At 63.8% G+C, this 19,307-nt stretch carries 22 protein-coding genes and 1 tRNA gene; 10 read left to right on the top strand and 13 right to left on the bottom strand.

Translation table 11 applies throughout. The features are described from left to right. Positions 1 to 66: 66 nt before the first annotated feature. Positions 67 to 864 (top strand): SDR family NAD(P)-dependent oxidoreductase, encoded by a 798-nt coding sequence (locus V0U35_RS06320; protein ID WP_330195831.1) that lies wholly within the window; start codon positions 67 to 69, stop codon positions 862 to 864. On the opposite strand, the gene pgeF is transcribed toward V0U35_RS06320, so the two are convergent. The 10 genes from pgeF to V0U35_RS06370 form a co-directional block, all read right to left on the bottom strand. After that, the gene (pgeF, locus tag V0U35_RS06325; protein ID WP_330195832.1) at positions 861 to 1,634 is read right to left on the bottom strand and encodes a peptidoglycan editing factor PgeF; all 774 of its coding nucleotides are present in this window, start codon (positions 1,632 to 1,634) and stop codon (positions 861 to 863) included. The two genes, V0U35_RS06320 and pgeF, sit on opposite strands and share 4 nt — an antisense overlap. Next, positions 1,631 to 3,058 (bottom strand): protein adenylyltransferase SelO family protein, encoded by a 1,428-nt coding sequence (locus V0U35_RS06330; RefSeq protein ID WP_373696377.1) that lies wholly within the window; start codon positions 3,056 to 3,058, stop codon positions 1,631 to 1,633. Before V0U35_RS06330 ends, pgeF begins: the two co-directional genes overlap by 4 nt. A gap of 156 nt (positions 3,059 to 3,214) precedes the next feature. Then, a complete protein-coding gene (locus tag V0U35_RS06335) occupies positions 3,215 to 4,138 on the bottom strand; it encodes an alpha/beta hydrolase (protein ID WP_330195834.1) in 924 nt (307 codons plus the stop codon). A gap of 207 nt (positions 4,139 to 4,345) precedes the next feature. After that, positions 4,346 to 4,861: an O-acetyl-ADP-ribose deacetylase gene (locus V0U35_RS06340; RefSeq protein WP_330195835.1), complete on the bottom strand. Its 516-nt coding sequence runs from the start codon at positions 4,859 to 4,861 to the stop codon at positions 4,346 to 4,348. A gap of 12 nt (positions 4,862 to 4,873) precedes the next feature. Continuing rightward, positions 4,874 to 5,098: a hypothetical protein gene (locus V0U35_RS06345; protein ID WP_330195836.1), complete on the bottom strand. Its 225-nt coding sequence runs from the start codon at positions 5,096 to 5,098 to the stop codon at positions 4,874 to 4,876. Between the two features lie 144 nt (positions 5,099 to 5,242). Continuing rightward, the gene (locus V0U35_RS06350) at positions 5,243 to 5,833 is read right to left on the bottom strand and encodes a DUF924 family protein (protein ID WP_330195837.1); all 591 of its coding nucleotides are present in this window, start codon (positions 5,831 to 5,833) and stop codon (positions 5,243 to 5,245) included. Then, entirely contained in the window at positions 5,830 to 7,623 is a 1,794-nt protein-coding gene (locus tag V0U35_RS06355; protein ID WP_330195838.1) for a long-chain-acyl-CoA synthetase, read from the bottom strand. The genes V0U35_RS06350 and V0U35_RS06355 overlap by 4 nt, the downstream gene beginning before the upstream one ends. Before the next feature lie 119 nt (positions 7,624 to 7,742). After that, a complete protein-coding gene (locus V0U35_RS06360; RefSeq protein ID WP_373696385.1) occupies positions 7,743 to 9,623 on the bottom strand; it encodes a sodium:solute symporter family protein in 1,881 nt (626 codons plus the stop codon). Between the two features lie 10 nt (positions 9,624 to 9,633). Next, positions 9,634 to 9,915, bottom strand: a complete 282-nt coding sequence (locus tag V0U35_RS06365; protein ID WP_330195840.1) for a DUF4212 domain-containing protein — start codon at positions 9,913 to 9,915, stop codon at positions 9,634 to 9,636. A 33-nt stretch (positions 9,916 to 9,948) separates the two neighbouring features. Next, complete coding sequence (locus V0U35_RS06370; RefSeq protein WP_330195841.1) at positions 9,949 to 10,362, bottom strand: hypothetical protein; 414 nt, start codon at positions 10,360 to 10,362, stop codon at positions 9,949 to 9,951. 156 nt (positions 10,363 to 10,518) lie between these two features. Here V0U35_RS06370 and V0U35_RS06375 point away from each other — a divergent pair, with 156 nt between their 5' ends. Continuing rightward, positions 10,519 to 11,031, top strand: a complete 513-nt coding sequence (locus V0U35_RS06375; protein WP_330195842.1) for a hypothetical protein — start codon at positions 10,519 to 10,521, stop codon at positions 11,029 to 11,031. Between the two features lie 46 nt (positions 11,032 to 11,077). On the opposite strand, the gene V0U35_RS06380 is transcribed toward V0U35_RS06375, so the two are convergent. Beyond that, positions 11,078 to 12,193: a Fic family protein gene (locus tag V0U35_RS06380; protein ID WP_330195843.1), complete on the bottom strand. Its 1,116-nt coding sequence runs from the start codon at positions 12,191 to 12,193 to the stop codon at positions 11,078 to 11,080. 123 nt (positions 12,194 to 12,316) lie between these two features. Continuing rightward, positions 12,317 to 12,401, bottom strand: a tRNA-Leu gene (locus V0U35_RS06385). Between the two features lie 136 nt (positions 12,402 to 12,537). Here V0U35_RS06385 and V0U35_RS06390 point away from each other — a divergent pair. The 8 genes from V0U35_RS06390 (at position 12,538) to V0U35_RS06425 (ending at position 18,579) form a co-directional block, all read left to right on the top strand. Beyond that, positions 12,538 to 13,164, top strand: a complete 627-nt coding sequence (locus V0U35_RS06390; protein ID WP_330195844.1) for an exopolysaccharide biosynthesis protein — start codon at positions 12,538 to 12,540, stop codon at positions 13,162 to 13,164. A gap of 55 nt (positions 13,165 to 13,219) precedes the next feature. Beyond that, a complete protein-coding gene (locus V0U35_RS06395) occupies positions 13,220 to 13,735 on the top strand; it encodes a disulfide bond formation protein B (protein ID WP_330195845.1) in 516 nt (171 codons plus the stop codon). Then, positions 13,728 to 14,294, top strand: coding sequence for a demethoxyubiquinone hydroxylase family protein (locus V0U35_RS06400; protein ID WP_330195846.1), 567 nt, complete (start codon positions 13,728 to 13,730; stop codon positions 14,292 to 14,294). The genes V0U35_RS06395 and V0U35_RS06400 overlap by 8 nt, the downstream gene beginning before the upstream one ends. A gap of 122 nt (positions 14,295 to 14,416) precedes the next feature. Beyond that, complete coding sequence (locus tag V0U35_RS06405; protein WP_330195847.1) at positions 14,417 to 14,611, top strand: hypothetical protein; 195 nt, start codon at positions 14,417 to 14,419, stop codon at positions 14,609 to 14,611. 47 nt (positions 14,612 to 14,658) lie between these two features. Continuing rightward, entirely contained in the window at positions 14,659 to 15,369 is a 711-nt protein-coding gene (locus tag V0U35_RS06410) for a hypothetical protein (RefSeq protein WP_330195848.1), read from the top strand. A 58-nt stretch (positions 15,370 to 15,427) separates the two neighbouring features. Next, a complete protein-coding gene (locus V0U35_RS06415; RefSeq protein WP_330195849.1) occupies positions 15,428 to 16,678 on the top strand; it encodes an efflux RND transporter periplasmic adaptor subunit in 1,251 nt (416 codons plus the stop codon). 15 nt (positions 16,679 to 16,693) lie between these two features. Continuing rightward, a complete protein-coding gene (locus tag V0U35_RS06420; protein WP_330195850.1) occupies positions 16,694 to 17,374 on the top strand; it encodes an ABC transporter ATP-binding protein in 681 nt (226 codons plus the stop codon). Then, positions 17,371 to 18,579: an ABC transporter permease gene (locus V0U35_RS06425; RefSeq protein WP_330195851.1), complete on the top strand. Its 1,209-nt coding sequence runs from the start codon at positions 17,371 to 17,373 to the stop codon at positions 18,577 to 18,579. The genes V0U35_RS06420 and V0U35_RS06425 overlap by 4 nt, the downstream gene beginning before the upstream one ends. On the opposite strand, the gene V0U35_RS06430 is transcribed toward V0U35_RS06425, so the two are convergent. Continuing rightward, on the bottom strand, positions 18,576 to 19,142 hold the full coding sequence (locus V0U35_RS06430) for an HNH endonuclease (protein ID WP_330195852.1): 567 nt from the start codon (positions 19,140 to 19,142) through the stop codon (positions 18,576 to 18,578). The two genes, V0U35_RS06425 and V0U35_RS06430, sit on opposite strands and share 4 nt — an antisense overlap. Positions 19,143 to 19,307 lie beyond the last annotated feature (165 nt).

Genomic DNA, 19,307 nt, shown 5'->3' on the forward strand with positions numbered 1-19,307 from the left:
AGCGATTGTCTTGAACGCCCATCCGGTCCACCGTTCGACACGAACGACCGGTTGGGGAGAAGGTTCATGGACTTCAACGGCAAGATTGCCATCGTCACAGGTGGGGCGGGCGGGATCGGCGCGGCGATCGCGCGCGGTCTGCACCAGCGCGGCTGCCGCGTCGCGGTCTGTGATCTCGACGGCGCGCGCGCGGCGAAGGTCGCGGAAAGCTGTGGCGGGATCGGCAAGCGCGTCAATGTCGCTGACGAGGGCGAGATCGCGGTCTTCATCACCGAAGTCGAACGCAAGATGGGCCCGGTCGATCTCTACTTCTCCAATGCCGGGGTCGGCTATACCGATGGCCCGGTCGGCGGCGCGGCTTCGGCTCCCAATGCCAACTGGAAAAAAGACTGGCAGATCAACGTGATGGCGAGCGTCTATGCGGCGCGCCACGTCCTGCCCGGCATGGCCGCGCGCGGGTCAGGGGCCTTCGTGATCACCGCCTCTGCGGCGGGCCTGCTCGCCCAGATCGGCGATGCGGCCTATTCGGCCACCAAGGCCGCGGCCATTTCCTTTGCCGAGAGCATCGCGATCAGCCACGGGCATGAAGGCATCCAGGCGCACGCCATCTGCCCGCAATACGTCAAGACCGACATGACCAAGGATTTGCCCGAGGCGATGACCGCGGTCGACGGCATGATCACGGCGGACGAGGCGGCAGCGACGATTCTCGACGCGGTGGCGGAAAACCGCTTCCTCATCCTCACCCATCCGGTCGTCGGTGAACATTTCGCGCGCAAGGCGGGCGACCGCGACCGCTGGCTCGGCGGCATGCGCAAGCTGCGCCGCATGATCCTGGAGATGAATGGCGGCCGGATGATCTAGGGGCGAAGCCCGATAATCCCGCCCTGACCGCCGAACTGGCCGCCCCTGGCGCGGCGCGAGGAGAAGAAGCGCGGGTCGGAGAAGGTGCAGGCGGCGATGCGCTCGATCTGCGTTTCCGGGATGCCGGCGGCAATGAGCTGGCGGCGGCAGGCTTCCGAGACGTCGAGCCCGGCCCCGCCTTCGCCGTCGCGCGGACCGGCCAGCCCGTCGAGCGTGCCGAACATCGTCTCGAACTCACCCAGCACTTCCGGGCCGACGCGGTAATTCTCCGGCGTGATGGCCGGGCCGATGGCGGCACGGAGGCTTTCAGGCCGCGAGCCGTAGTCCCGGCCCAAGGCGTCGATGGTTTCTCCGGCAATGTTCTGGACCGTGCCGCGCCAGCCCGAATGGATGGCCGCGCAAGCCCGGGTGTCGGGATCGAAGAGCAAGATAGGCGTGCAATCGGCGGTCTGCGCGACAAGGCCGAGCCCCGGCACATCGGTCATCAGCGCATCGCCCTCACCCACCGACCAGACGCCAACCGGTGCGGCATCGACGCGGTGGACCGTCTTGCCGTGGACCTGGTTGGCGAAGACGAGCTTGTCGAGCCCCAGCGCGGCGGTGACGCGGGCGCGGTTCTCCTCGACATGGGCCTTGTTGTCCCCCTCCTTCCAGGAAAGATTGAGGCTGTCATACGGGCCTTCGCTGACCCCGCCCGCGCGCGTGGTGAAGGCATGGACCAGCCCATCGAAACCGAGTGTTGTCGCGCGCAGAAACTCCAGATCGCTCATGCCTTGTCCCCGGTGAGGAAGCCTGTTCGGTCTCGTCCAAGATCATATCCCGCGCGCGCTTCGGCGATGTCGTCAAGCAGGGCGTGAAGCGCGCTCCAGTCGTCCGTCTCATGGACCGGAGCCCAGGCGGCTTCCATCGTCTCGATTGTCATGTGTACGGGCGTTTCGCGCTTGAAATAGGCATGGTCGAGGCGTTCAGGCCGAACGGGGTCGTAATCCGCAAGCGCGTCGGTGAAGGCCTGATAGACCTCACCGGTATAGACGTCGCGTTCCTGCGGTTCGCGCCCGCAGAAATGGTCGAAGAAGAAGGCTTCCCACGGGGCCTGGCTCTCGCGCAGGAAGGTCAGAGCCGAGCGGACCAGTGCCTCGTCGCTGTCGGCATCCTGTTGCTCCACGCCCAGCCGCCGCAGGAAAGCGGACTGGAATTCGGTGCGATAGGCGGGCGGGAAGGCGTTGAGCGCCGCGATAAGCGCCTCCTCGCCGCAGATCAGCGACAGTGCACCAGCCAGTTGTTGCAGCGCCCAGAACACGGCTTCGGGCTGGCGGGCATAGGCATAAAGCCCCGTCTCGTCGAAATAGGCGGCGGTGAAGCCCGGCTCGTAATACGGCAGGAAACGCCAGGGGCCGTAATCGAAACTCTCGCCCGTGACGTTGAGATTGTCGGTGTTGAGGACGCCGTGAACAAAGCCTGCGGCCATCCACTCGCCGGTCAGCCGCGCGCTTGACCGGGCGATGGCTTCCAGCAGACCCGCGACCCTGTCCTCGCCCTCGCGGGCATCGAGTTCCGGGTAGAAATGCGTGATCGCATAGTCGGCGAGCGCGGCGACATTCTCCGGCTTCTGCTCGTAAGCCGCGCGCTGGAACATGCCGAAGCGCAGATGGGAATGCTGGAGCCGCGTCAGCACCGCCCCGCGCGCGGGTGATGGCTCATCATGGCGGTGCAGCGCCTCGCCGGTCTCGAACACGGCAAACGTCTTGGAGGTATAGACGCCCAGCGCCTCGAGCATTTCGGTCGCCAGGATTTCCCGCACCGCACCTTTCAGCGTCAGGCGGCCATCGGCCGTGCGCGAATACGGCGTCTGCCCCGACCCCTTGGTACCAAGATCGAGCAGGCGGTTCTTGCCGTCGCGCAGCTGGGCAAAGAGGAAGCCGCGCCCGTCGCCGATCTGCGGGTTGTACTGGCGGAATTGATGCCCGTGATAGCGCAGCGCCAGCGGTGGCTCATGCCAGCCGGGCAAGGGCTCGAAGCGGGCGAAATGGGCTTCCCTTCCCGCGTCGGTGAGATCACCCAGCCCCACCGCTTGCGCCCAACGCGTATTCCAGAAACGCAACTGCGCCTTCGGGAAATCCGCCGGATCGACGGTGTCGAAGAAATCGCCGCCGAGCGCGGGATAGGCGGGATCGAGGGTGAGGTGCATGGTCATCGCTTCGGAGCTATTGGGTTTGCGGCCATCCGTCCAGCTATCCTCGCCCGACGGTCAGTTAAGCCGCGTCATGCCCCGGTCCCGCCCGGCGGGAGTCCGGGGCATCTTTATGGAGATCACCCGAACAAGTCGGGTGATGACGCGAGGAGGTGCCGTCTACCTCTTCAGCGCTGCGCCGACCGCGGTCGCCGCCCGGTCGAACGCCTTTTCAGAGCCGGGGAGAACCCGCGTGCCATTGTAGAAACCGTGCGGCAGGCCGCGCGCGAGGTCTCGGGTCACGGTCACCCCGCTCGCCTCGAGCTTGTCGGCATAGACGCGGCCGTCATCGGTCAGCGGATCCAGCTCCGCGCTGGCGAGGAAGGTCTCCGGGCACCCGGCGAGGTCATTGGCCAACAGCGGCGAAACGCGCGGATCGTGACGCTGTTCCCGCATCGGCACATAGGTATCGCGGATCCAGTCGAGCACGCCGGCGGACAGGATATGGCCTTCGAGCAATTTCTGTTTCGCCTTGCGGGTCTCGACGACCTGAAGGAGGGGATAGATCAGGAATTGATGGCGAATGGCTTCGCGCCGGTGCTGGGCGAGCGCCGCCGCCAGCCCACCCCCTGCGGAATCGCCCGCCACGCCGAGCCGCACCGGATCGGCCCCGACTTCTGCAGCCCCCTCGCCTGCCAGCCAGTCAAACGCTGCTTCCGCGTCCTCATAGGCCGCCGGGAACGGGTGTTCGGGTGCCAGCCGGTAGTCGAGCGAGAGCACACGCACACAGGCCCGCGCGGCAATGCGCCGGCACACACCGTCATGGGTGTCGAGATCGCAGAAGGCATAGCCGCCGCCATGCAGGAAAAGGATGAGCGGACCGGTCTCCGGCGCATCGTTCGGGACGTAAAGCCGGGCCTTGCGCGGTCCGTCTGCGCCCGGGACCTCAAGATCGCGGACTTCGGCGACGGGCGGCGGAGTCTCCTCGACCAGCCGGGTCACACGACGGAACGCCGCGCGGCCATTGGCCACATTCTGCCCCGGGGTCAGGGGAGATGTGACGCCGAAGCGCGCGAAAATATCGAAGGGATCGCCGGTGCTCATGAAGGCGCAGGTAGGCGTGAATTATGGCGTGGGCAAGGTCCGTTTAGCCGTTTCCCCCTCACCCGGCCCTGCGGGCCACTCTCTCCCTCAAGGAAGAGGGTTAAGAAGCGCGACCTTACTCACTCTCCCTCCAGGGAGAGGGTCGGGGAGAGGGGTCTTGTTGGGAAGAGCCAGTATCGTCAGTACAGCGTTATACCTCAATCTAACTTACTGTTTTTCAAGCGCCCTACGGAATGCTCCCAAAGCGCGACGGCCCATACAGGCGAAATAGATGTCCTGAATGACTTTCAGGTCCGGCAATGTGTTTCGCACCGCCATGACTGCCACCTCGGCCGCCTCGTCGATTGGAAAAGAATACGCGCCCGTCGAAATTGCCGGGAAAGCAATCGACCGGCATGAATGGTTGTCCGCTAGGAAAAGTGAGTTGCGATAACACGACGCGAGCAGCGCCGCTTCGTCATTGTCTCCGCCCTGCCAGATAGGACCAACCGTGTGAATGATGTGCCTGGACTTGAGCTGATAGGCCGCTGTTATCTTGGCGTCACCCGTTTCGCATCCGCCAAGTGTCCGGCACTCTTCCAGAAGGCCGGGGCCAGCGGCACGATGAATGACACCGTCAACCCCGCCACCGCCGAGCAGGCTGCGGTTTGCAGCGTTGACGATTGCATCGACCTCAAGGTCGATAATGCTGGTTTCGATGACAATGATCGCCGGGATGGCCATGTGCCTGGGTCGTCAGTGCAGCGTTATCCCGCCATCGCGGCCAATCCGGCCGGCCAGCGCGTCCTCGACGACGGATTTGAGCGCCCGCCAGGCGTCGGCGCGCGGGGCGTCGCCCAGTTCTTCCATCTCGCCCACCGCCTGATCGGCATAGCCCAGCGCCTTGACGCCGTGCCGGTCCACCAGGGTGAAGGCGATCTGGCGGATATCTTCGGGCGTGATGCGGGTCTGGGTCTGCATGAAAGCGTGTCCTCTGTGAGAGCCGGAAAGCGGCGTGTTGCCGGGTCTCACGCAATGGCGATGCCAGCCCCAGCCCACACCAAGGCTTTGAAAATATTCGCTTTTCCTAATCATCGTTATCGGCACCCCCAGCCGGGCTTGCCGTCAGGACGAATTTGCCGGGCCTTTTGAACCGGGTGCATAGCCGCCCGAACGCAGATAATTGCGTTCCGCCGGGGTTGAGACCCGGCCCAGCGCATCATTGCGGTAAGGGAAACGGCGGAACTGCGCGATCACCTCGCGATGCTTGCGGGCGTGCTCGACCGTGTTGTTGCCGTCCGGCAGACGCTCGGCGCAGAGCGCGATACAGCGGTCCTGATCGGCCAGGTCCTCCGAATGCATGAAAGGCATGTAGACGAAGGCGCGCCGGTCCTCGTGCACAGCCCAGTCAAACCCGGCCGCGATCATCGCCTCGGCTGCCTTGCGCGCCAGCGGATCGAAGGCGAAGGCCTTGCCCGATCCGCGCCAGACATTGCGGGTGAACTGGTCAAACAGGATGATCAGTGCCAGTGCCTCGTCGGCATCGCCGAGCCAAGGGTGACCCTCCTCGCCGCAACGGCGCGCTTCGCGCTCGATGGCCGCGGCGAACAGGCGGCGCACTTTCGCATCGAAGGCAGGCGTCGAGACGAAATGGTTCTTGCGGGGCGTGTCCTCGAACCAGAATGTCAGAATGCGGTCAGGCGTGATGTCGGTCATACCCGGATAGTGCCGGAAACGAGGGCGTCATGCACCTCCCGGTCCAGCGGACGCATAGAGCCCTCCGGTTCGGCAAACCAGAGCGGGTCGGAAATGTTCGCCGGGTCGAAACCGTCGCGCACCAGGTCCAGCTTGCGGAATTTGAACGTCCCGGTCGTGTCGGTCTGCGTCTGGATCCGGTAGAAAAGCGGGCGGGCGTAGCCGGGCAGCGCTTCAGCAACATGGCTCTGCAGACCGTCGAGATCGAAACCCTCGCCGACCACCAGTGCGGCCATGCCGGCCTTGCCGTTATGGCCGGGCACCGGCACGCCATAGACATTGGCCTGCTGAACGCCGGGATAATGGCCGAGCGCCTCGGCGACCTCGTTGGTCGAGACATTTTCCGACTTCCAGCGGAAGGTGTCGCCAATCCGGTCGATGAAATAGAAATAGCCGTCCTTGTCGCGCTTCATCAGATCGCCGGTCCGGAACCAGGCATCGCCCGGCTTGAAGACATCACGCAGGATTTTCTTCTCGTTCTCGGCCTTGTTCTGATAGCCGTCGAAACGGAAGCGGGTGTCGTCGGGGTCAATCCGGCCGACCGCCTCGCCGACCTCGCCGGGTTCGGTCCTGCGGCAACGTCCGTCGGCATCGCGGATCGGGACTTCCTTTTCCAGATCGAAAGCGACCAGCTCGACATTGAAGCGCCATTTGAGCCAGGGCGGAATCCGCCCGATCGCGCCGGGCCTGGAGTCGAGATTGACGAGGCCGACATTGCCCTCGGTCGCACCGTAGAATTCCATCACGCGCGGCATTTTGAACCGGTCCACGAAACGCTCCCAGACATCGGGGCGAAGACCATTGCCGATCATGCAGCGGATGGAATGGCGCGTCTCGTTGGGCGTTTCCGGCGCGGCGAGCAGGAAGCGGCAGAGCTCGCCGACATACATGAACAACGTCGCCTCGAACGTCACGCATTCGTCCCAGAAGGCAGAAGCCGAGAATTTCTTGCGGACGATGACCGCGCCGCCTCTCGAAATGCCGAAGCCGACACCGCACAGCCCCCCGGTCGAGTGATAGAGCGGGAGCACCATCATCATCCGGTCACCCGGGCCGGCATTGGCTCCGGAGGCGAAGATGTTGAGGTAGTACATCGTCCGCGTGTGGGCGATGATCGCGGCCTTGGGCAGGCCGGTCGTACCCGACGTGTACATTTTCAGGCAGGGCTCTTTTGCCGTAATCCCCGCGCGGTGCTCGCGCGAAGGCCGTTCGGAGGGCTGCGCCGCGACCTCGGTGTCGAAATCGCGCTCGCCAGATCCGGCGGCACCGTCCATGACGTGCGGGGCCATCTCGCAATCAATCAGGTCGCACGCGCTGGCATAGGCCTCGGTCAGCTCGCCATCGATGATGGCCACGTTCGCGCCGGAAATATTGAGGCAATGGGCCAGCGAATTGCCAGTGATCTGGTTGTTCAGAAGCGCCGCGACGACACCGATTTTCGACAGCCCCACCCAGATCGGCACATATTCCCAACGATTGGTCAGGAAGACGGCGACGACATCGCCGGGTTTGAGACCCTGCTCCAGCGCCCAGTGGGCGACCTGGTTGGCATAGGCGTCATATTCGGCATAGCTGATCGTACGGTCATCGGTGATGAAGGCTGGCAGTTCCAGGTGCGCATCGACGATCTCTTCGAGATGATCCGGTGTCAGCTTTTGCGAGTCCGGCTTGATCCAGCCGACTTCGCGGGTGACGCGCAAGAGCTCCTTCAGCGTGAAAAACTCGCGTTTCAGATCGCCGAAAAAGCCCATGATGGATCGCCTGCTGCCTATGGTTTGCGCAGACTGACGATACGAGGCGGCGCGGACCGGTCAAGCAAGAGCGCTGAGAAAGGTGAACACTGTTCACAACACAGTGTTTCAGGGAGGCGTCACGCCGATGGCAGGCGGATGTCCTCAATCATCTCCTGAACTTCAGCCGGGGGCGGCGCGGTCGCCAGCGCGGTAACGACGGAGACAGCAAAGCTGATCGCCATGCCCAGCGTGCCGATCCCTTCAGGCGAAATGCCCAGCCACCACCCGGCCTCCGTCCCGGCGGCAAAGCCGGGGGTGAGGCCGAACAGACCCGCCAGCGCGACCGGAATGGCCAGCCCCGCCACGATCAGCGGCACGGGCATGCCCGGTCCTGAGGCGCGTCTTGTGCCGAAATGGATGAGGCCGGCGGCAATTACGACCAAGAGCGCGCACACGCCGATGACGACGGGCGAGAAGCCGATCTTGAAATGGACGATATAGGCGGCGGTAAAAATGAGACCCGTTAGCATGCCGGCAATCGCCCCGGCCTTGTTCATCCGCTTCCAGAAAATCCCGAGCAATATCGCCGGGAAGAAGCTCGCGGCGGCGAGGCCGAAGGCGAAGGCGACCACGGCGGCGACAAAGCCCGGCGGATTGATCCCGGCATAGATCGCAATCAGCACCGCACCCACGGCGGCCAGTCGCGCGACCAGCAATTCCTGTCGGTCACTCATGCCAGTGAAGAGGACTTTCCGGCAGAGGTCGTGTGATACCGCCGAGGAGATCACCATGAGAAGCCCGGCCGCTGTCGAGAGGGCTGCGGCCAGCCCGCCTGCCACGACGAGCCCGATCACCCAGGCCGGGAGGCGGCCAATCTCCGGGTTGGCCAGCACGAAAATGTCCCGGTCGAGCGTTGTGACTTCGTTCTCGGCCTCGTCTGCCCGGTACTGAATTCGTCCGTCGTCATTGTGGTCGGTGAAGCCGAGAAGCCCGGTCCGCTCCCAGTTGTAGAACCATTGCGGTGTGGCGTTCTCGCCTGTGGCTTCCGCCTCGCCGCGCGCGACCTCGACCGAATATTCGCTCTCATTGACGGTGTCGATGAAGTTGGCGCGCGCAAAGACCGCGACCGCGGGGGCGGTGGTGTAGAGGACGGCGATGAAGAGGAGCGCCCAGCCGGCAGACTTGCGCGCATCGGACGCCTTGGGGACGGTGAAGAAGCGGATAATGACGTGGGGCAGGCCCGCCGTGCCCGCCATCAGTGCGAGCGTGATCGCAAACACGTCGAGGGTCGATTTCTGACCTTCCGTGTAAGGCCGGAACCCGAGATCGACGAGCGTTCGATCCAGACTCTGCAACAGGGGCGTTCCGTCCTGCGCATTGCCGACAAAGCCCAGCTGCGGGATGGGTGAGCCGGTGATCTGGATCGACAGGAAGATCGCCGGAACCATGAAAGCGAAGATCAGGACGCAATACTGCGCGACCTGGGTATAGGTGATGCCCTTCATCCCGCCCAGGACCGCGTAGAACAGCACCACGATCGCCCCGACCAGCACGCCGATTTCGACCGGGACCTGCAGGAAGTTGGAAAAGGCGATGCCGACGCCGCGCATCTGCCCGGCGATATAGGTGAAGGAGATGAAGAGCGCGCAGATCACCGCGACGATGCGCGCGGCCTGGCTGTAATAGCGGTCGCCGACGAAGTCCGGGACGGTGAATTTGCCGAACTTGCGCAAATAGGGTGCCAACAGGAGCGCCAGCAGCACATACCCCCCGGTCCAGCCCATCAAATAGACCGAGCCATCATAGCCGGCGAACGCGATGATCCCGGCCATCGACAGGAAAGACGCCGCGCTCATCCAGTCGGCGGCCGTCGCCATGCCGTTGAAGACCGGGTGGACGTGATGGCCGGCCACGTAGAAATCGTCGGTCGTGGCCGCGCGTGCCCAGACGGCGATGCCGATATAGAGCGCGAAGCTGGAGAAGACGAAAACCGCCGTCCAGATCAGGGTCGGGCTCATATCCATGACGTCAGCCCTCCCCGTCCGCGCCGAAGCGACGTTCGAGCCGGTCCATCAGCACGGCATAGACGAAAATGAGGATAACGAAGACATAGATCGCGCCCTGCTGGGCGAACCAGAACCCCAGCGGTGCGCCGCCGATGGAGACCTGGTCAAGCACGTCGCGAAAGAGGATGCCGGCTCCGAAAGACACTGCGAACCAAACGGCCAGGAGGACCGCCATCAGCCGCAGATTGGCCCGCCAGTAGGCCTTGCGCCGCGCCTGCCGGTCGATCTGTTCCGCTTCCGTCATTGACCGCCCTCCCCAAGGCTCTGGCCCGAAGGGTTAGCGCGGGGTGACCCCGGTGTCACGGGGTGGGCACCCAAAGGACAGAATAACCCCCTCGGACCGGTACTCGATGCTGTCCGTCTCGTTGAAATAGGCCCGGACGCTGTCAGTCTCGTCGTACAGGAGGCAGGCCGAGCCCTCTCCCGGTGACATTTCGCAGAATGGTGCGGTGAAGCGAACCGTGCCTTCTGCCGTCAGCGGCCGGAGGACTTCGCCGCTCAACGCGTACTGGATATAGGTCCCGCGCGGATACTCCACCTCGCCGGCCTGTCGGAGGGTCGCCGTCTGCCCCAGAAAATCGTCGAGCCTTTCACCATTGGTCGTGACCGCGGTCATGACGCGGCACTCGCGGTCGTCCCCGGCATCGGGAAGACCCAACAACAACCCCGCGAACAAGGCGATCAGCGGCATCAGAACCCTTTCAGTCAACATCGTGCCAGCCCGGCCCGACCGTCCTGATACGGCTCAGCCTGCCAGCTTTTCCCCCGCCACGCGATCCGTCTTCGCAAGGTCACACGGGTCTGTTAACCTTTTTCCGTCGCGAAAGCGGACTTGAAGGGGGAAGGCATGTTCCGGCTCTACGTGTTTCTCGCCGCCATCGGCGTGCTTGCGATTTTCGGCGGGTTCTGGCTCGACCAGCGGGTCCAGCTGGCTGCGACAGTGGGCTATGGCGTGATGACCGCCGCGGCGCTGGCGATGATTTTCGCGCCGGTCCGGCATAGCCTCGCCTCCTACATCCTTGCCATTCCGCTCGCCGTCATCACCTGGTCGATGCTGACCTCGCTCGCGGCCCAGCTGAACGGCCTCTTCGGTCTCGACCTTCACCCGATGCTGGTCGCGGTCCTTGATTTCAACACGGCCGCGCAGAGCTGGCTGATGGGCCTCATCTTCGGTGAGAGCGAACCGGTCGCCAAAATGGCTGCCGAGTCGGTCGGTGAAAGCATGGGCGCACCCGAAGCGGTCGGCGGGTTCGGCGGACGCATCGCCATCGACGTGGCCGTCGCCGTACTGGCGACGCTGGTCACGGGTGTTGTGAAAAAGCTGTTCAATATCGGCGACGGAGACCGCGCGGCGGCCTGATTGTTGCCGACAACACCGCCATGCTGAATCGCCTGGCAACGAGTTTCTAGCCGATTGGCGGTATGTTCAGCTGGTAGCGAACGCTGCGTCCCCCGCCTGATGGGAGGAATGCACCGATCTCTGATAGGTATTGGAGGTCCCGCGTGGCAGTCGCTTTCGACGCGCCGGTTATAGACACATATTTACGAGCGCTCATACCGCCTTCAAAACCGTCAAATCCTTCGTCGAGCATGCGGCGAACCACTTTTGCCTGCCGCTCATTGAGCGCATCGCGATATTGATCGAAGAACTTCGCCTTCTCGATCACGAAGGACACAAGGCTTTCAGCGCGCTCCTGCGCCTCAAGGATGGTCTGAACGAAATATTCGACCCAGGCCGTCACCTCGTTCGATCGCTGCCCAGTTTTGAGTGCTTCGTAGTAGTCATGACGCTTTTGCTCGATGACTTCGGACAAGCTGAGCAGGACCGGGCGGCCGAGCCCTTGGGCGAGCGCCTTCTCGGACAGGGCCCGACCAATCCGGCCATTCCCATCCTCGAACGGATGGATACTCTCGAAATAGATATGCGCGATCGCCGAGCGTACCGGTGCCAGCTTGATCTCATTGGTGCCGCCTGGCGCGGTATCATTGAACCATTTTATGTATTCGGCCATTTGACGAGGAACGTCATTTGATGGCGGAGCTTCGTAGTGAACCTTCTCCTTGCCAAACGGTCCGGATACGATCTGCATCGGCTCGGCATGGTCTCGCCACCTTCCCACAGCGATCCGTTTGGCCCCTGCCATCAGCATGTCATGCCATTGGAACAGGTCCGCTTCTCTGAGCGGCTCCGAGAACGTATTTCTGACGTGAACCATGAGCTCCGCGACACCACGCGCCCGAGGGTCTCGTACCGTTTCGATTGCGGGGTTTAGTCCCAGCTGGTTCCGAATAGAGGAGCGAACATCTTTCCGGCTGAAAAATTCACCCTCAATCTCTGAGGTCTTGATTGCCTCAGACACCATTAACTCTACGACCAATTCGGTCTGTTCCTCCTCACGGAGTCCTTGCAGCGCCCCGCTTACGCGGCCGGTCTTTTCCGCAAACGTGTATAAATCGGCTTCAATTCCGTCAGTGCGGTATTTGAATTCTGGCCAATCGTGTTGCTGCCAGTTGTAGGTCATGAGCCGATTATCAACATTATTTGGCTCAATTTCAACCAGATTTTGAGCCGATTAGGACGCCTAATCGGCTCATGGGCCGAGCAGGCTTTGGTCCTGCCAAGCGAAATTGCCTGATTTCTGCCGTGGTGCCCCCGGTCCGACTCGAACGGACACTCCCGAAGGAAACGGATTTTGAATCCGTCGCGTCTACCAATTCCGCCACGGGGGCTTCGCCTTGCGGCCAAGGGCGCGGAAGCTGCCCCAAGCCCGAGCCGAAATCAACAGATGTCAGCGGCGGCACACCCTAGCAATTGGGAAAGAATTAAGCTGTCTACTGGTGCCTCGTTACCGGGGTCAGCAACCTCATGAGCACGACCGAAAACCGCGGCCTGATCGGGGCCTTGCAGGATATTGCCCGCGATGCGCCGGACGACGGCCTGACGCTGGGTGAATTCACCGATGCGCTCGGCGAGCGGGCTTTCGGCGTTATCCTATTCGCGCTGGCTTTGCCGGTCTGTATCCCCTTCCTCTACGTCATCCCGCAGATCGTTGCCCTGCCGATGCTGGCGCTCGCCGCGCAGATGGCGGCGGGCCGGGGCGAACCCTGGCTGCCGCGCAATTTCGCTGGCCGCCGGATCGACAAGCCGGGCCTGGAGCGCATGGCCCGCACGGGCAAGCGCTGGTTTGGCTGGCTGGAGCGACTGGCCCGGCCGCGCCTGCTCTTCCTTTCGGGGGCTTCGGGCGAACGCGTTGTCGGGTTTTTCCTGGCCGCGTTTTGCACCTCGGTGCTGGTGCCCCTGCCGCTGACCAACACCAATCCGGGGATCGCGACCGCCATCGCTTCGCTTGGGCTGCTGACCCGGGACGGCATATTGATCCTGTTCGGCCTATTGATGGGAACAGCCTGGATCCTGCTGCTCGTCATCGGCGGACCGGCCCTCCTCTACGCAATGGTGGATTTCGTTCGCGGCCTTGTGAACGGTGCGGGCTGAGCTGCGGCGCATTGCGCGCTTTCCCTTCCGCGCGCGCCCGCCTATCGTCCCACCCATGATCACGCGTTTTTACACGGCGGACCGGTGGCCCTTCCTCGCGGCGGGGGCGTCCTTTCTCATCCTCTGCGGTGCCTGGTTCTTCCAGTATGGTCTGGGTTATGAACCCTGCGCGCTCTGCTTTGACCAGCGTCATATCCATTGGACCATTATCGGCCTGGGGCTGGTAACCGGGCTGGGCATGGTCTTCGTGCCGTCGCTGCGCAAATACGCGCCCATCGCGTGCATGATCGTGCTTGGCGGCTTTCTCTACTCGGCTGGTTTTGCCGGCTGGCATGCCGGGATCGAGTATGGCTGGTGGGACGGTCCGGCGTCCTGCACGACGACCGGCGATACCGACATTTCGCTCGCGGAGATCAACGCCATGCTGAACGGCACTGGCGCGCCGCTTGTCCTGTGCGATGAAGCGGCCTGGACGCTACTGGGCATCTCGATGGCCGGGTATAACGCCATCCTCTCCGCCCTTTTGGCGATTGCCTCGGGCTTCGCGGCCTTCCGGCCACGTCATGGTTGAACGCCGAACCATTCCCCGGCCCGGGACACGCCGTGACGATGAGCGGGTCGGAGAAATGATCCGGGTCGATCATGCCGGCGAATACGGGGCCGTCGCGATTTATGAAGGTCAGCGGGCCGTGTTCTCCGGCATCGCCTCGAAAGCGCGAATCGCCAGCCAGCTAAAATCCATGGAAGCGGAAGAGCAGCACCATCTCGACGCCTTCGATCAGCTCCTGACGGACCGCAAGGTGCGCCCCACCGCGCTGATGCCGATCTGGAAGCTGGCCGGGCGCGCGCTCGGCGTGACCACTGCCCTGATGGGGGAACGCGCCGCACACGCCTGTACCGAAGCCGTCGAGAGCGTGATCGAGACCCATTATGGTGACCAGGTCGAAGAATTGACGGCGATGGACGAGCCGGACCTGGCGTCGCAATTCGCGCAGTTCCGGGAAGAGGAGATCGCCCACCGTGATCTCGCCGTGCATGAAGGCGCAAAAGACGCGCCCGGATACCCGATTCTCTCCGCTCTCATCCGTGGGGGGTGCCGCGCCGCGATCCGCCTGTCGGAAAAAATCTAAGGTTTTTCATTGACCTGTTACACCATGTGTAATTGCTTTTAACTTTCTATTTACCTTTCTTAACGGCCTCCCCTAAAATAGCCTCATCTGGACACATCCAAACCAAGGTCGAGGGGGATGACATGAAACTCTATCGTGCTGCTGTGGGCATTGTTGGTGCGCTGATGCTCAGCACATCCGTCTGGGCGGGTTGCTCGGGTTGTGTCGGGGCCTGCGCCTTTTACTGCTCGAATGGCTGGGCCGGTGACCCGGACGGCGAAGCGGCCTGCTACAATGGCTGCACTTTTGGCTGTGCCTATGCGTGCTTCCCGGAGTAAACACATCATCTGATTGTGTTTCGGGGCCGTTTGGGAAGGTCTGACTTTTGAAACGTATGTTTCTGACAGCGTTGACCATGGCCGTCGGCGTGGGTGCTTCCGCTCACGCCGACGACGTGGCTTGTGAAGCCCTTCGTGACTACGAAGCCCCGCCCGTGGGTACCGTTTTCACCTATGAAGTCCGGCATCGTGGCGAGGCGATCCCTGTGTGGATCCTGCACACGGTCTCCGACGTTGACGGGTCCCTGGTCGAATATACGCACCAGTTCGAAAGCTCTGACGGCAGCCGTCCGCCCTCGACCCCGCGCACCCAAAGCGCCGATGCCGGCATGTTTCCGGTCACCGAAGGCGTCACTGAATCCGGCGACCCGATCCGCACCCGCCGCTATGATCAGCCTGTCACAGAAATCCTGGCCGGGCTCGAACCGGGCAGCACGGCCGAGTTTGAATCGAGCGAAACCTCGTCGATGAACAACCGGACGCGGACCGTAACCGCACCGGCGCAGCTCATCTTCAACCGCTGTGACATGATCGAGGTCGACGGGACGGACGAACCGGTCCGCGTCTATGACCTGGTCTACACGGCACGGACCTATGTCGCCGGACGCCGTCCGCGCGCCGACATGACGGCCGAAAAGCAGAATACGATCTATCTCTCCGACCGGTATGGCTACCCGTTGCGGATCGACTCCGAGACCGGGCACGTTCAGGTCATCCGCGTCGAGCTTCCCGGTGCGGACGGGACGGACGATCAGTAAACCATAATCCGGCATTGGCGCTGGACTTTTCATCCCGCGAACAGGCAGCCTTCCCCTGATGCTGCGACTCACCCCTCTCCTGGCCGCGCTGTTGCTGGCAACGGCCTGCGACGGAACCGGCACGCCGCCGCCCGAAGAAGGCCGCGTCATGATCCGGGACGGGATGCGGGTGATGCAGGTCACGCGCGGTGACATTGTCGACATCGTCCCGGCTGTAGGCGAGATCCAGGCCGCCGCCGCCGTCGAGGTCGGGGCCGAGGTCAGCGGCTCCATCGCCGCGGTGGATGTCGATTTCGACGAGCCGGTCGAGGAAGGCCAGCGCCTCGCGCTCATTGACCCGGCCCCCTTCGAAGCCGCGCTCAACCAGAGCCGGGCCCAGCTGGTCATCGCCGAGGCCGAACGCGATACAGCCAGCGCCAATCTTGCATCTCTTCGTGCCCAGTTGGCGCGTGCCGAGGAGTTAGCGGGCCGCGGGGCAGGAGCCGCGTCGACGCGTGAGGACTTGCGCTACCAGGTGCAGGCGGCCCAGGCCACGGTCGCGCGCGCCACCGCCGGGGTCACGCTTGCCGAGGCCCGGGTGGCGGACGCCGAATTCGACCTGTCCCGTACCGAAATCCGTGCGCCGATAGACGGCTTCGTCCTGGAACGGCGCGTCGAGGCCGGCCAGGTCATCAACGCGGCCCAGACCGCACCAGTGCTGTTTATCATTGCTGCCAATCTCAACGAGGTCGTGATCGAGGCGCGGGTCGCCGAGAACGATGTCGGCCGGATTACCGAAGACATGGAAGTCCGCTTCACCGTGGATGCCTATCCCGGCGAGTATTTCACCGGCCGCAGCGGGCCGGTCCGCCGGGCCCCGCGCCGGGCGGGACGGTTTGTCAGCTATCCGGTGATGATTGAAGCCAGCGATCCGCAAGAACGCCTGCTGCCGGGCATGACGGCCTCGGTCGAATTCGTCCATCACGATGCCCGCAACGTCCTGCGCGCACCGGTAGAGAGCCTCTATTTCCGCCCGTCCGACTACGCGCCTGAATTGCCCGAGGATGTCGTGGCTGCCGCCGAGGCGCGCGGTGTCCTGTCGCGCTTCGACAGTCCGCAACAGCGGCGGACCATGCTCGCCAATATCGAGATCGGGCTTCTGATCGCCCGCGACCGCTCGCGCGTCTTCGTCCTGGACTCGTCCGGGCGGCCCCAGCGGCGTGAAATCGCGATCGGGATCGAGGACGCCGACTTCTTCGAAATCGCCGAAGGTGATGTCGAGGAAGGCGATCTGATCGTGATGGGACTGGATGACGGGCTGGGACCGTAGCGCGGGAGTTCGACCATGATCTCCGCACGCGGCCTCACACGCATCTATCCCCGGGAGAGCGATGCCATCGTCGCGCTCGATTCGGCTGACTTTGACGCGAAATCCGGCGAACTGGTCCTGGTCACCGGGCCTTCCGGGTCGGGCAAGTCGACCCTTTTGTCCATCGTTGGCCTGCTGGAAACCTTTACATCCGGGACGCTCTCCTTTGGCGGTACCGATGTCAGCGCGGCGAGCGAGGCCGAGCGCGCGCGACTGCGCCGGGGCCGGATCGGCTTCCTGTTCCAGGATGCCGGCCTGATCGAACGTAAGCCTATCGTCGACAACACCGCTTTACCCCTCATGTATCGGGGCGTACCGACCCGCGAGCGCACGATTCGGGCGACGTCGGCCCTGGAAGCCGTCGGGCTGGGGGATCGCATCCACCACACGCCGGGACAGCTCTCGGGCGGAGAACGTCAGCGCGCCGGACTGGCCCGCGCGCTGGTTGCCGATCCCGACCTGCTGATCTGTGACGAACCCACCGCCGCACTCGACGCCGACACCGCCTCCGACATCGCGCGGCGCATCGTTGCGGCACGGGAACGCGGCGCGGCGATCATCCTGGCGACGCACGACCGCGACCTGCACAGCCTCGCTGACCGCATTTACGAATTGAAGCGCGGCAAGATTGTCGACGTGCGGGAGAAATCCTCATGACGCCGCGCGACACCCTTTCCGAAGCCGCCTGGGGGCTGGCGAGCCGTCCCGGCCGGACGCTGGCAACAATTGTCGCACTGGCGATCTCGGTGGCGACGGTGGCGCTGGTTGCGGGTGTGCTGAGCGGATTCGAGCGCCGGATCGAGCAAATGTCCTTCGGGGCCTATGGGCGCGCGATCATCGTGCGGGAAAACTTCTTCGTGGAGGATCGCCACGGCCCGCCGCGCCTGTCTGATATCGAACGGCTGCGCGACGGCCTTCCCCGGATTGAAAGCGTGACGGCCTGGCGTACCGTGTTTGCCGCGGACACCATTGCGGGACGCGAGCGCCTGCAGATCGACGTCCACGGCGTCCAAGGCGACTACCGGCGCGAGGCGAACGCCCCGATGCTGGCAGGACGGCCCCTGACGACCGACGAGACGCTCAGCGCCCAGCGCATTTGCGTCATTGGCGACGGGGCGGCGAGCCGCCTCTTTCCCGAAGGCGGGGCTTTGCACGAAAATGTCCGCATCAACGGCATTTCCTGCCGGATCATCGGGGTTTTCGGAGAACCGGAAAACCGGATCGCCGAGCGCTATTCGAGCGCCATCATCACGCCTTTCGCGACCGCCGCCCGGTATTTCTCCAGCGACGAATTTCTGGCCCCCGATGAAGCCACGCAAATTACGCTGATATTGACCGAGGCCCGTTTCCTGGACCGGGCGCAGGGACAGGCCGACCGGATATTGCGGCGGCGCTACGGCGTGCCGCTATCGCAGGTTTCGCCCTTTATCTATACCGATCCGACGGCGTCGCTCCGGAGCCTGCGCCAGCAACGCACACTCGTCGCCCGCCTGCTGATTGTTGTCGCCGGGGTCGCCCTCATCTCCGGCCTGATCGGCTATGGCGCGGCTGTGGCCGCGGCGGCCTCGGAGCGACGGCGGGAAGTGGCGTTGCGGCGAACGCTGGGCGCGACACAGACCAATATCATTGTCCAGTTCCTGACCGAGAATGCCATCATCGGGATATTTGGCGGCGCGCTGGGCAGCGTCATCGCGATTGGCGTCGGGGCTGCCGCGTCGAGTGCCTGGGACTGGCCGGTCGACTTCCAGCCCTGGGTTTTTTCCCTCAGCGCAGCGCTCGGCCTGATGTGCGGACTGGTATTCGGGGCCATTCCGGCACGGCGGGCGGCCGCCTCGCCGCCTGCGGGCGCAGCCCGCGCCTAGGCGTCCAGTTCGACGTCCCAGTAGAGATAGTCCATCCAGCTCTGGTGGAGGTATTTCGGCGGGAAGCGCCGTCCCTGGGCCTGCAACTGGTGCATGGTTGGGCGCGCAGGCGGACGCACGGCAGTCATGCCGGCCTCGCGCGGCGTGCGGCCACCCTTCTTCAGATTGCAGGGTGAACAGGCCGCGACGATGTTTTCCCAGCTGGTTCCGCCACCGCGCGAACGCGGGATGACATGGTCGAAGGTCAGATTGTCCACCCGGTCCGCGCCGCAATAGACACAGCGGAAGCCATCACGCAGCCAGACATTATAGCGCGTGAAGGCCGGCGCGCGGTTCTGGGCGACGTATTCGCGCAACGCCACGACGGACGGCAATTGCATCTCGATGGAGGGGCTGTGCACGGTCTCGGCGTAATTCGAGACGATGTCGACACGGTCGAGGAAGACATTCTTGATGGCTTCCTGCCAGGGCCAGGTCGAAAGCGGCCAATAGGAGAGCGGCTGGTAGTCCGCATTCAGGACGAGACAGGGCCAGCCTTGGGGAGCCTTGTCGAGCACCTGCATCACACGGCCCTCCGCAGGAACGGAGCCGGCTGGCAAATCCTATGAGCGATCAGCGTCCTGAAAACGCGCCTCCCTGCCGCAGGCGACCCGGAAAACCCGGATCGGTACGACAGCCAATCTATACTCTGCTTCGCGTGACAGGCCTATGACGTTGCGCGGGGGAAC

The organism is Hyphobacterium marinum, from assembly GCF_036330325.1.
In the GTDB taxonomy this organism is placed as follows: domain Bacteria; phylum Pseudomonadota; class Alphaproteobacteria; order Caulobacterales; family Maricaulaceae; genus Hyphobacterium; species Hyphobacterium marinum.

Bases quoted from the DNA above. Each gene is read 5' to 3' on its own strand.
- V0U35_RS06380 (WP_330195843.1), bottom strand. From the start codon at position 12,193: ATGACCTACAACTGGCAGCAACACGATTGGCCAGAATTCAAATACCGC.
- V0U35_RS06430 (WP_330195852.1), bottom strand. From the start codon at position 19,142: ATGCAGGTGCTCGACAAGGCTCCCCAAGGCTGGCCCTGTCTCGTCCTG.
- V0U35_RS06320 (WP_330195831.1), top strand. From the start codon at position 67: ATGGACTTCAACGGCAAGATTGCCATCGTCACAGGTGGGGCGGGCGGG.
- V0U35_RS06395 (WP_330195845.1), top strand. From the start codon at position 13,220: ATGATCACGCGTTTTTACACGGCGGACCGGTGGCCCTTCCTCGCGGCG.
- V0U35_RS06365 (WP_330195840.1), bottom strand. From the start codon at position 9,915: ATGACGGAAGCGGAACAGATCGACCGGCAGGCGCGGCGCAAGGCCTAC.
- V0U35_RS06425 (WP_330195851.1), top strand. From the start codon at position 17,371: ATGACGCCGCGCGACACCCTTTCCGAAGCCGCCTGGGGGCTGGCGAGC.
- V0U35_RS06345 (WP_330195836.1), bottom strand. From the start codon at position 5,098: ATGCAGACCCAGACCCGCATCACGCCCGAAGATATCCGCCAGATCGCC.
- V0U35_RS06360 (WP_373696385.1), bottom strand. From the start codon at position 9,623: ATGAGCCCGACCCTGATCTGGACGGCGGTTTTCGTCTTCTCCAGCTTC.
- V0U35_RS06415 (WP_330195849.1), top strand. From the start codon at position 15,428: ATGCTGCGACTCACCCCTCTCCTGGCCGCGCTGTTGCTGGCAACGGCC.
- V0U35_RS06340 (WP_330195835.1), bottom strand. From the start codon at position 4,861: ATGGCCATCCCGGCGATCATTGTCATCGAAACCAGCATTATCGACCTT.
- V0U35_RS06405 (WP_330195847.1), top strand. From the start codon at position 14,417: ATGAAACTCTATCGTGCTGCTGTGGGCATTGTTGGTGCGCTGATGCTC.
- V0U35_RS06375 (WP_330195842.1), top strand. From the start codon at position 10,519: ATGTTCCGGCTCTACGTGTTTCTCGCCGCCATCGGCGTGCTTGCGATT.
- V0U35_RS06350 (WP_330195837.1), bottom strand. From the start codon at position 5,833: ATGACCGACATCACGCCTGACCGCATTCTGACATTCTGGTTCGAGGAC.
- V0U35_RS06390 (WP_330195844.1), top strand. From the start codon at position 12,538: ATGAGCACGACCGAAAACCGCGGCCTGATCGGGGCCTTGCAGGATATT.
- V0U35_RS06335 (WP_330195834.1), bottom strand. From the start codon at position 4,138: ATGAGCACCGGCGATCCCTTCGATATTTTCGCGCGCTTCGGCGTCACA.
- V0U35_RS06400 (WP_330195846.1), top strand. From the start codon at position 13,728: ATGGTTGAACGCCGAACCATTCCCCGGCCCGGGACACGCCGTGACGAT.
- pgeF (WP_330195832.1), bottom strand. From the start codon at position 1,634: ATGAGCGATCTGGAGTTTCTGCGCGCGACAACACTCGGTTTCGATGGG.
- V0U35_RS06355 (WP_330195838.1), bottom strand. From the start codon at position 7,623: ATGGGCTTTTTCGGCGATCTGAAACGCGAGTTTTTCACGCTGAAGGAG.
- V0U35_RS06370 (WP_330195841.1), bottom strand. From the start codon at position 10,362: ATGCCGCTGATCGCCTTGTTCGCGGGGTTGTTGTTGGGTCTTCCCGAT.
- V0U35_RS06330 (WP_373696377.1), bottom strand. From the start codon at position 3,058: ATGACCATGCACCTCACCCTCGATCCCGCCTATCCCGCGCTCGGCGGC.
- V0U35_RS06420 (WP_330195850.1), top strand. From the start codon at position 16,694: ATGATCTCCGCACGCGGCCTCACACGCATCTATCCCCGGGAGAGCGAT.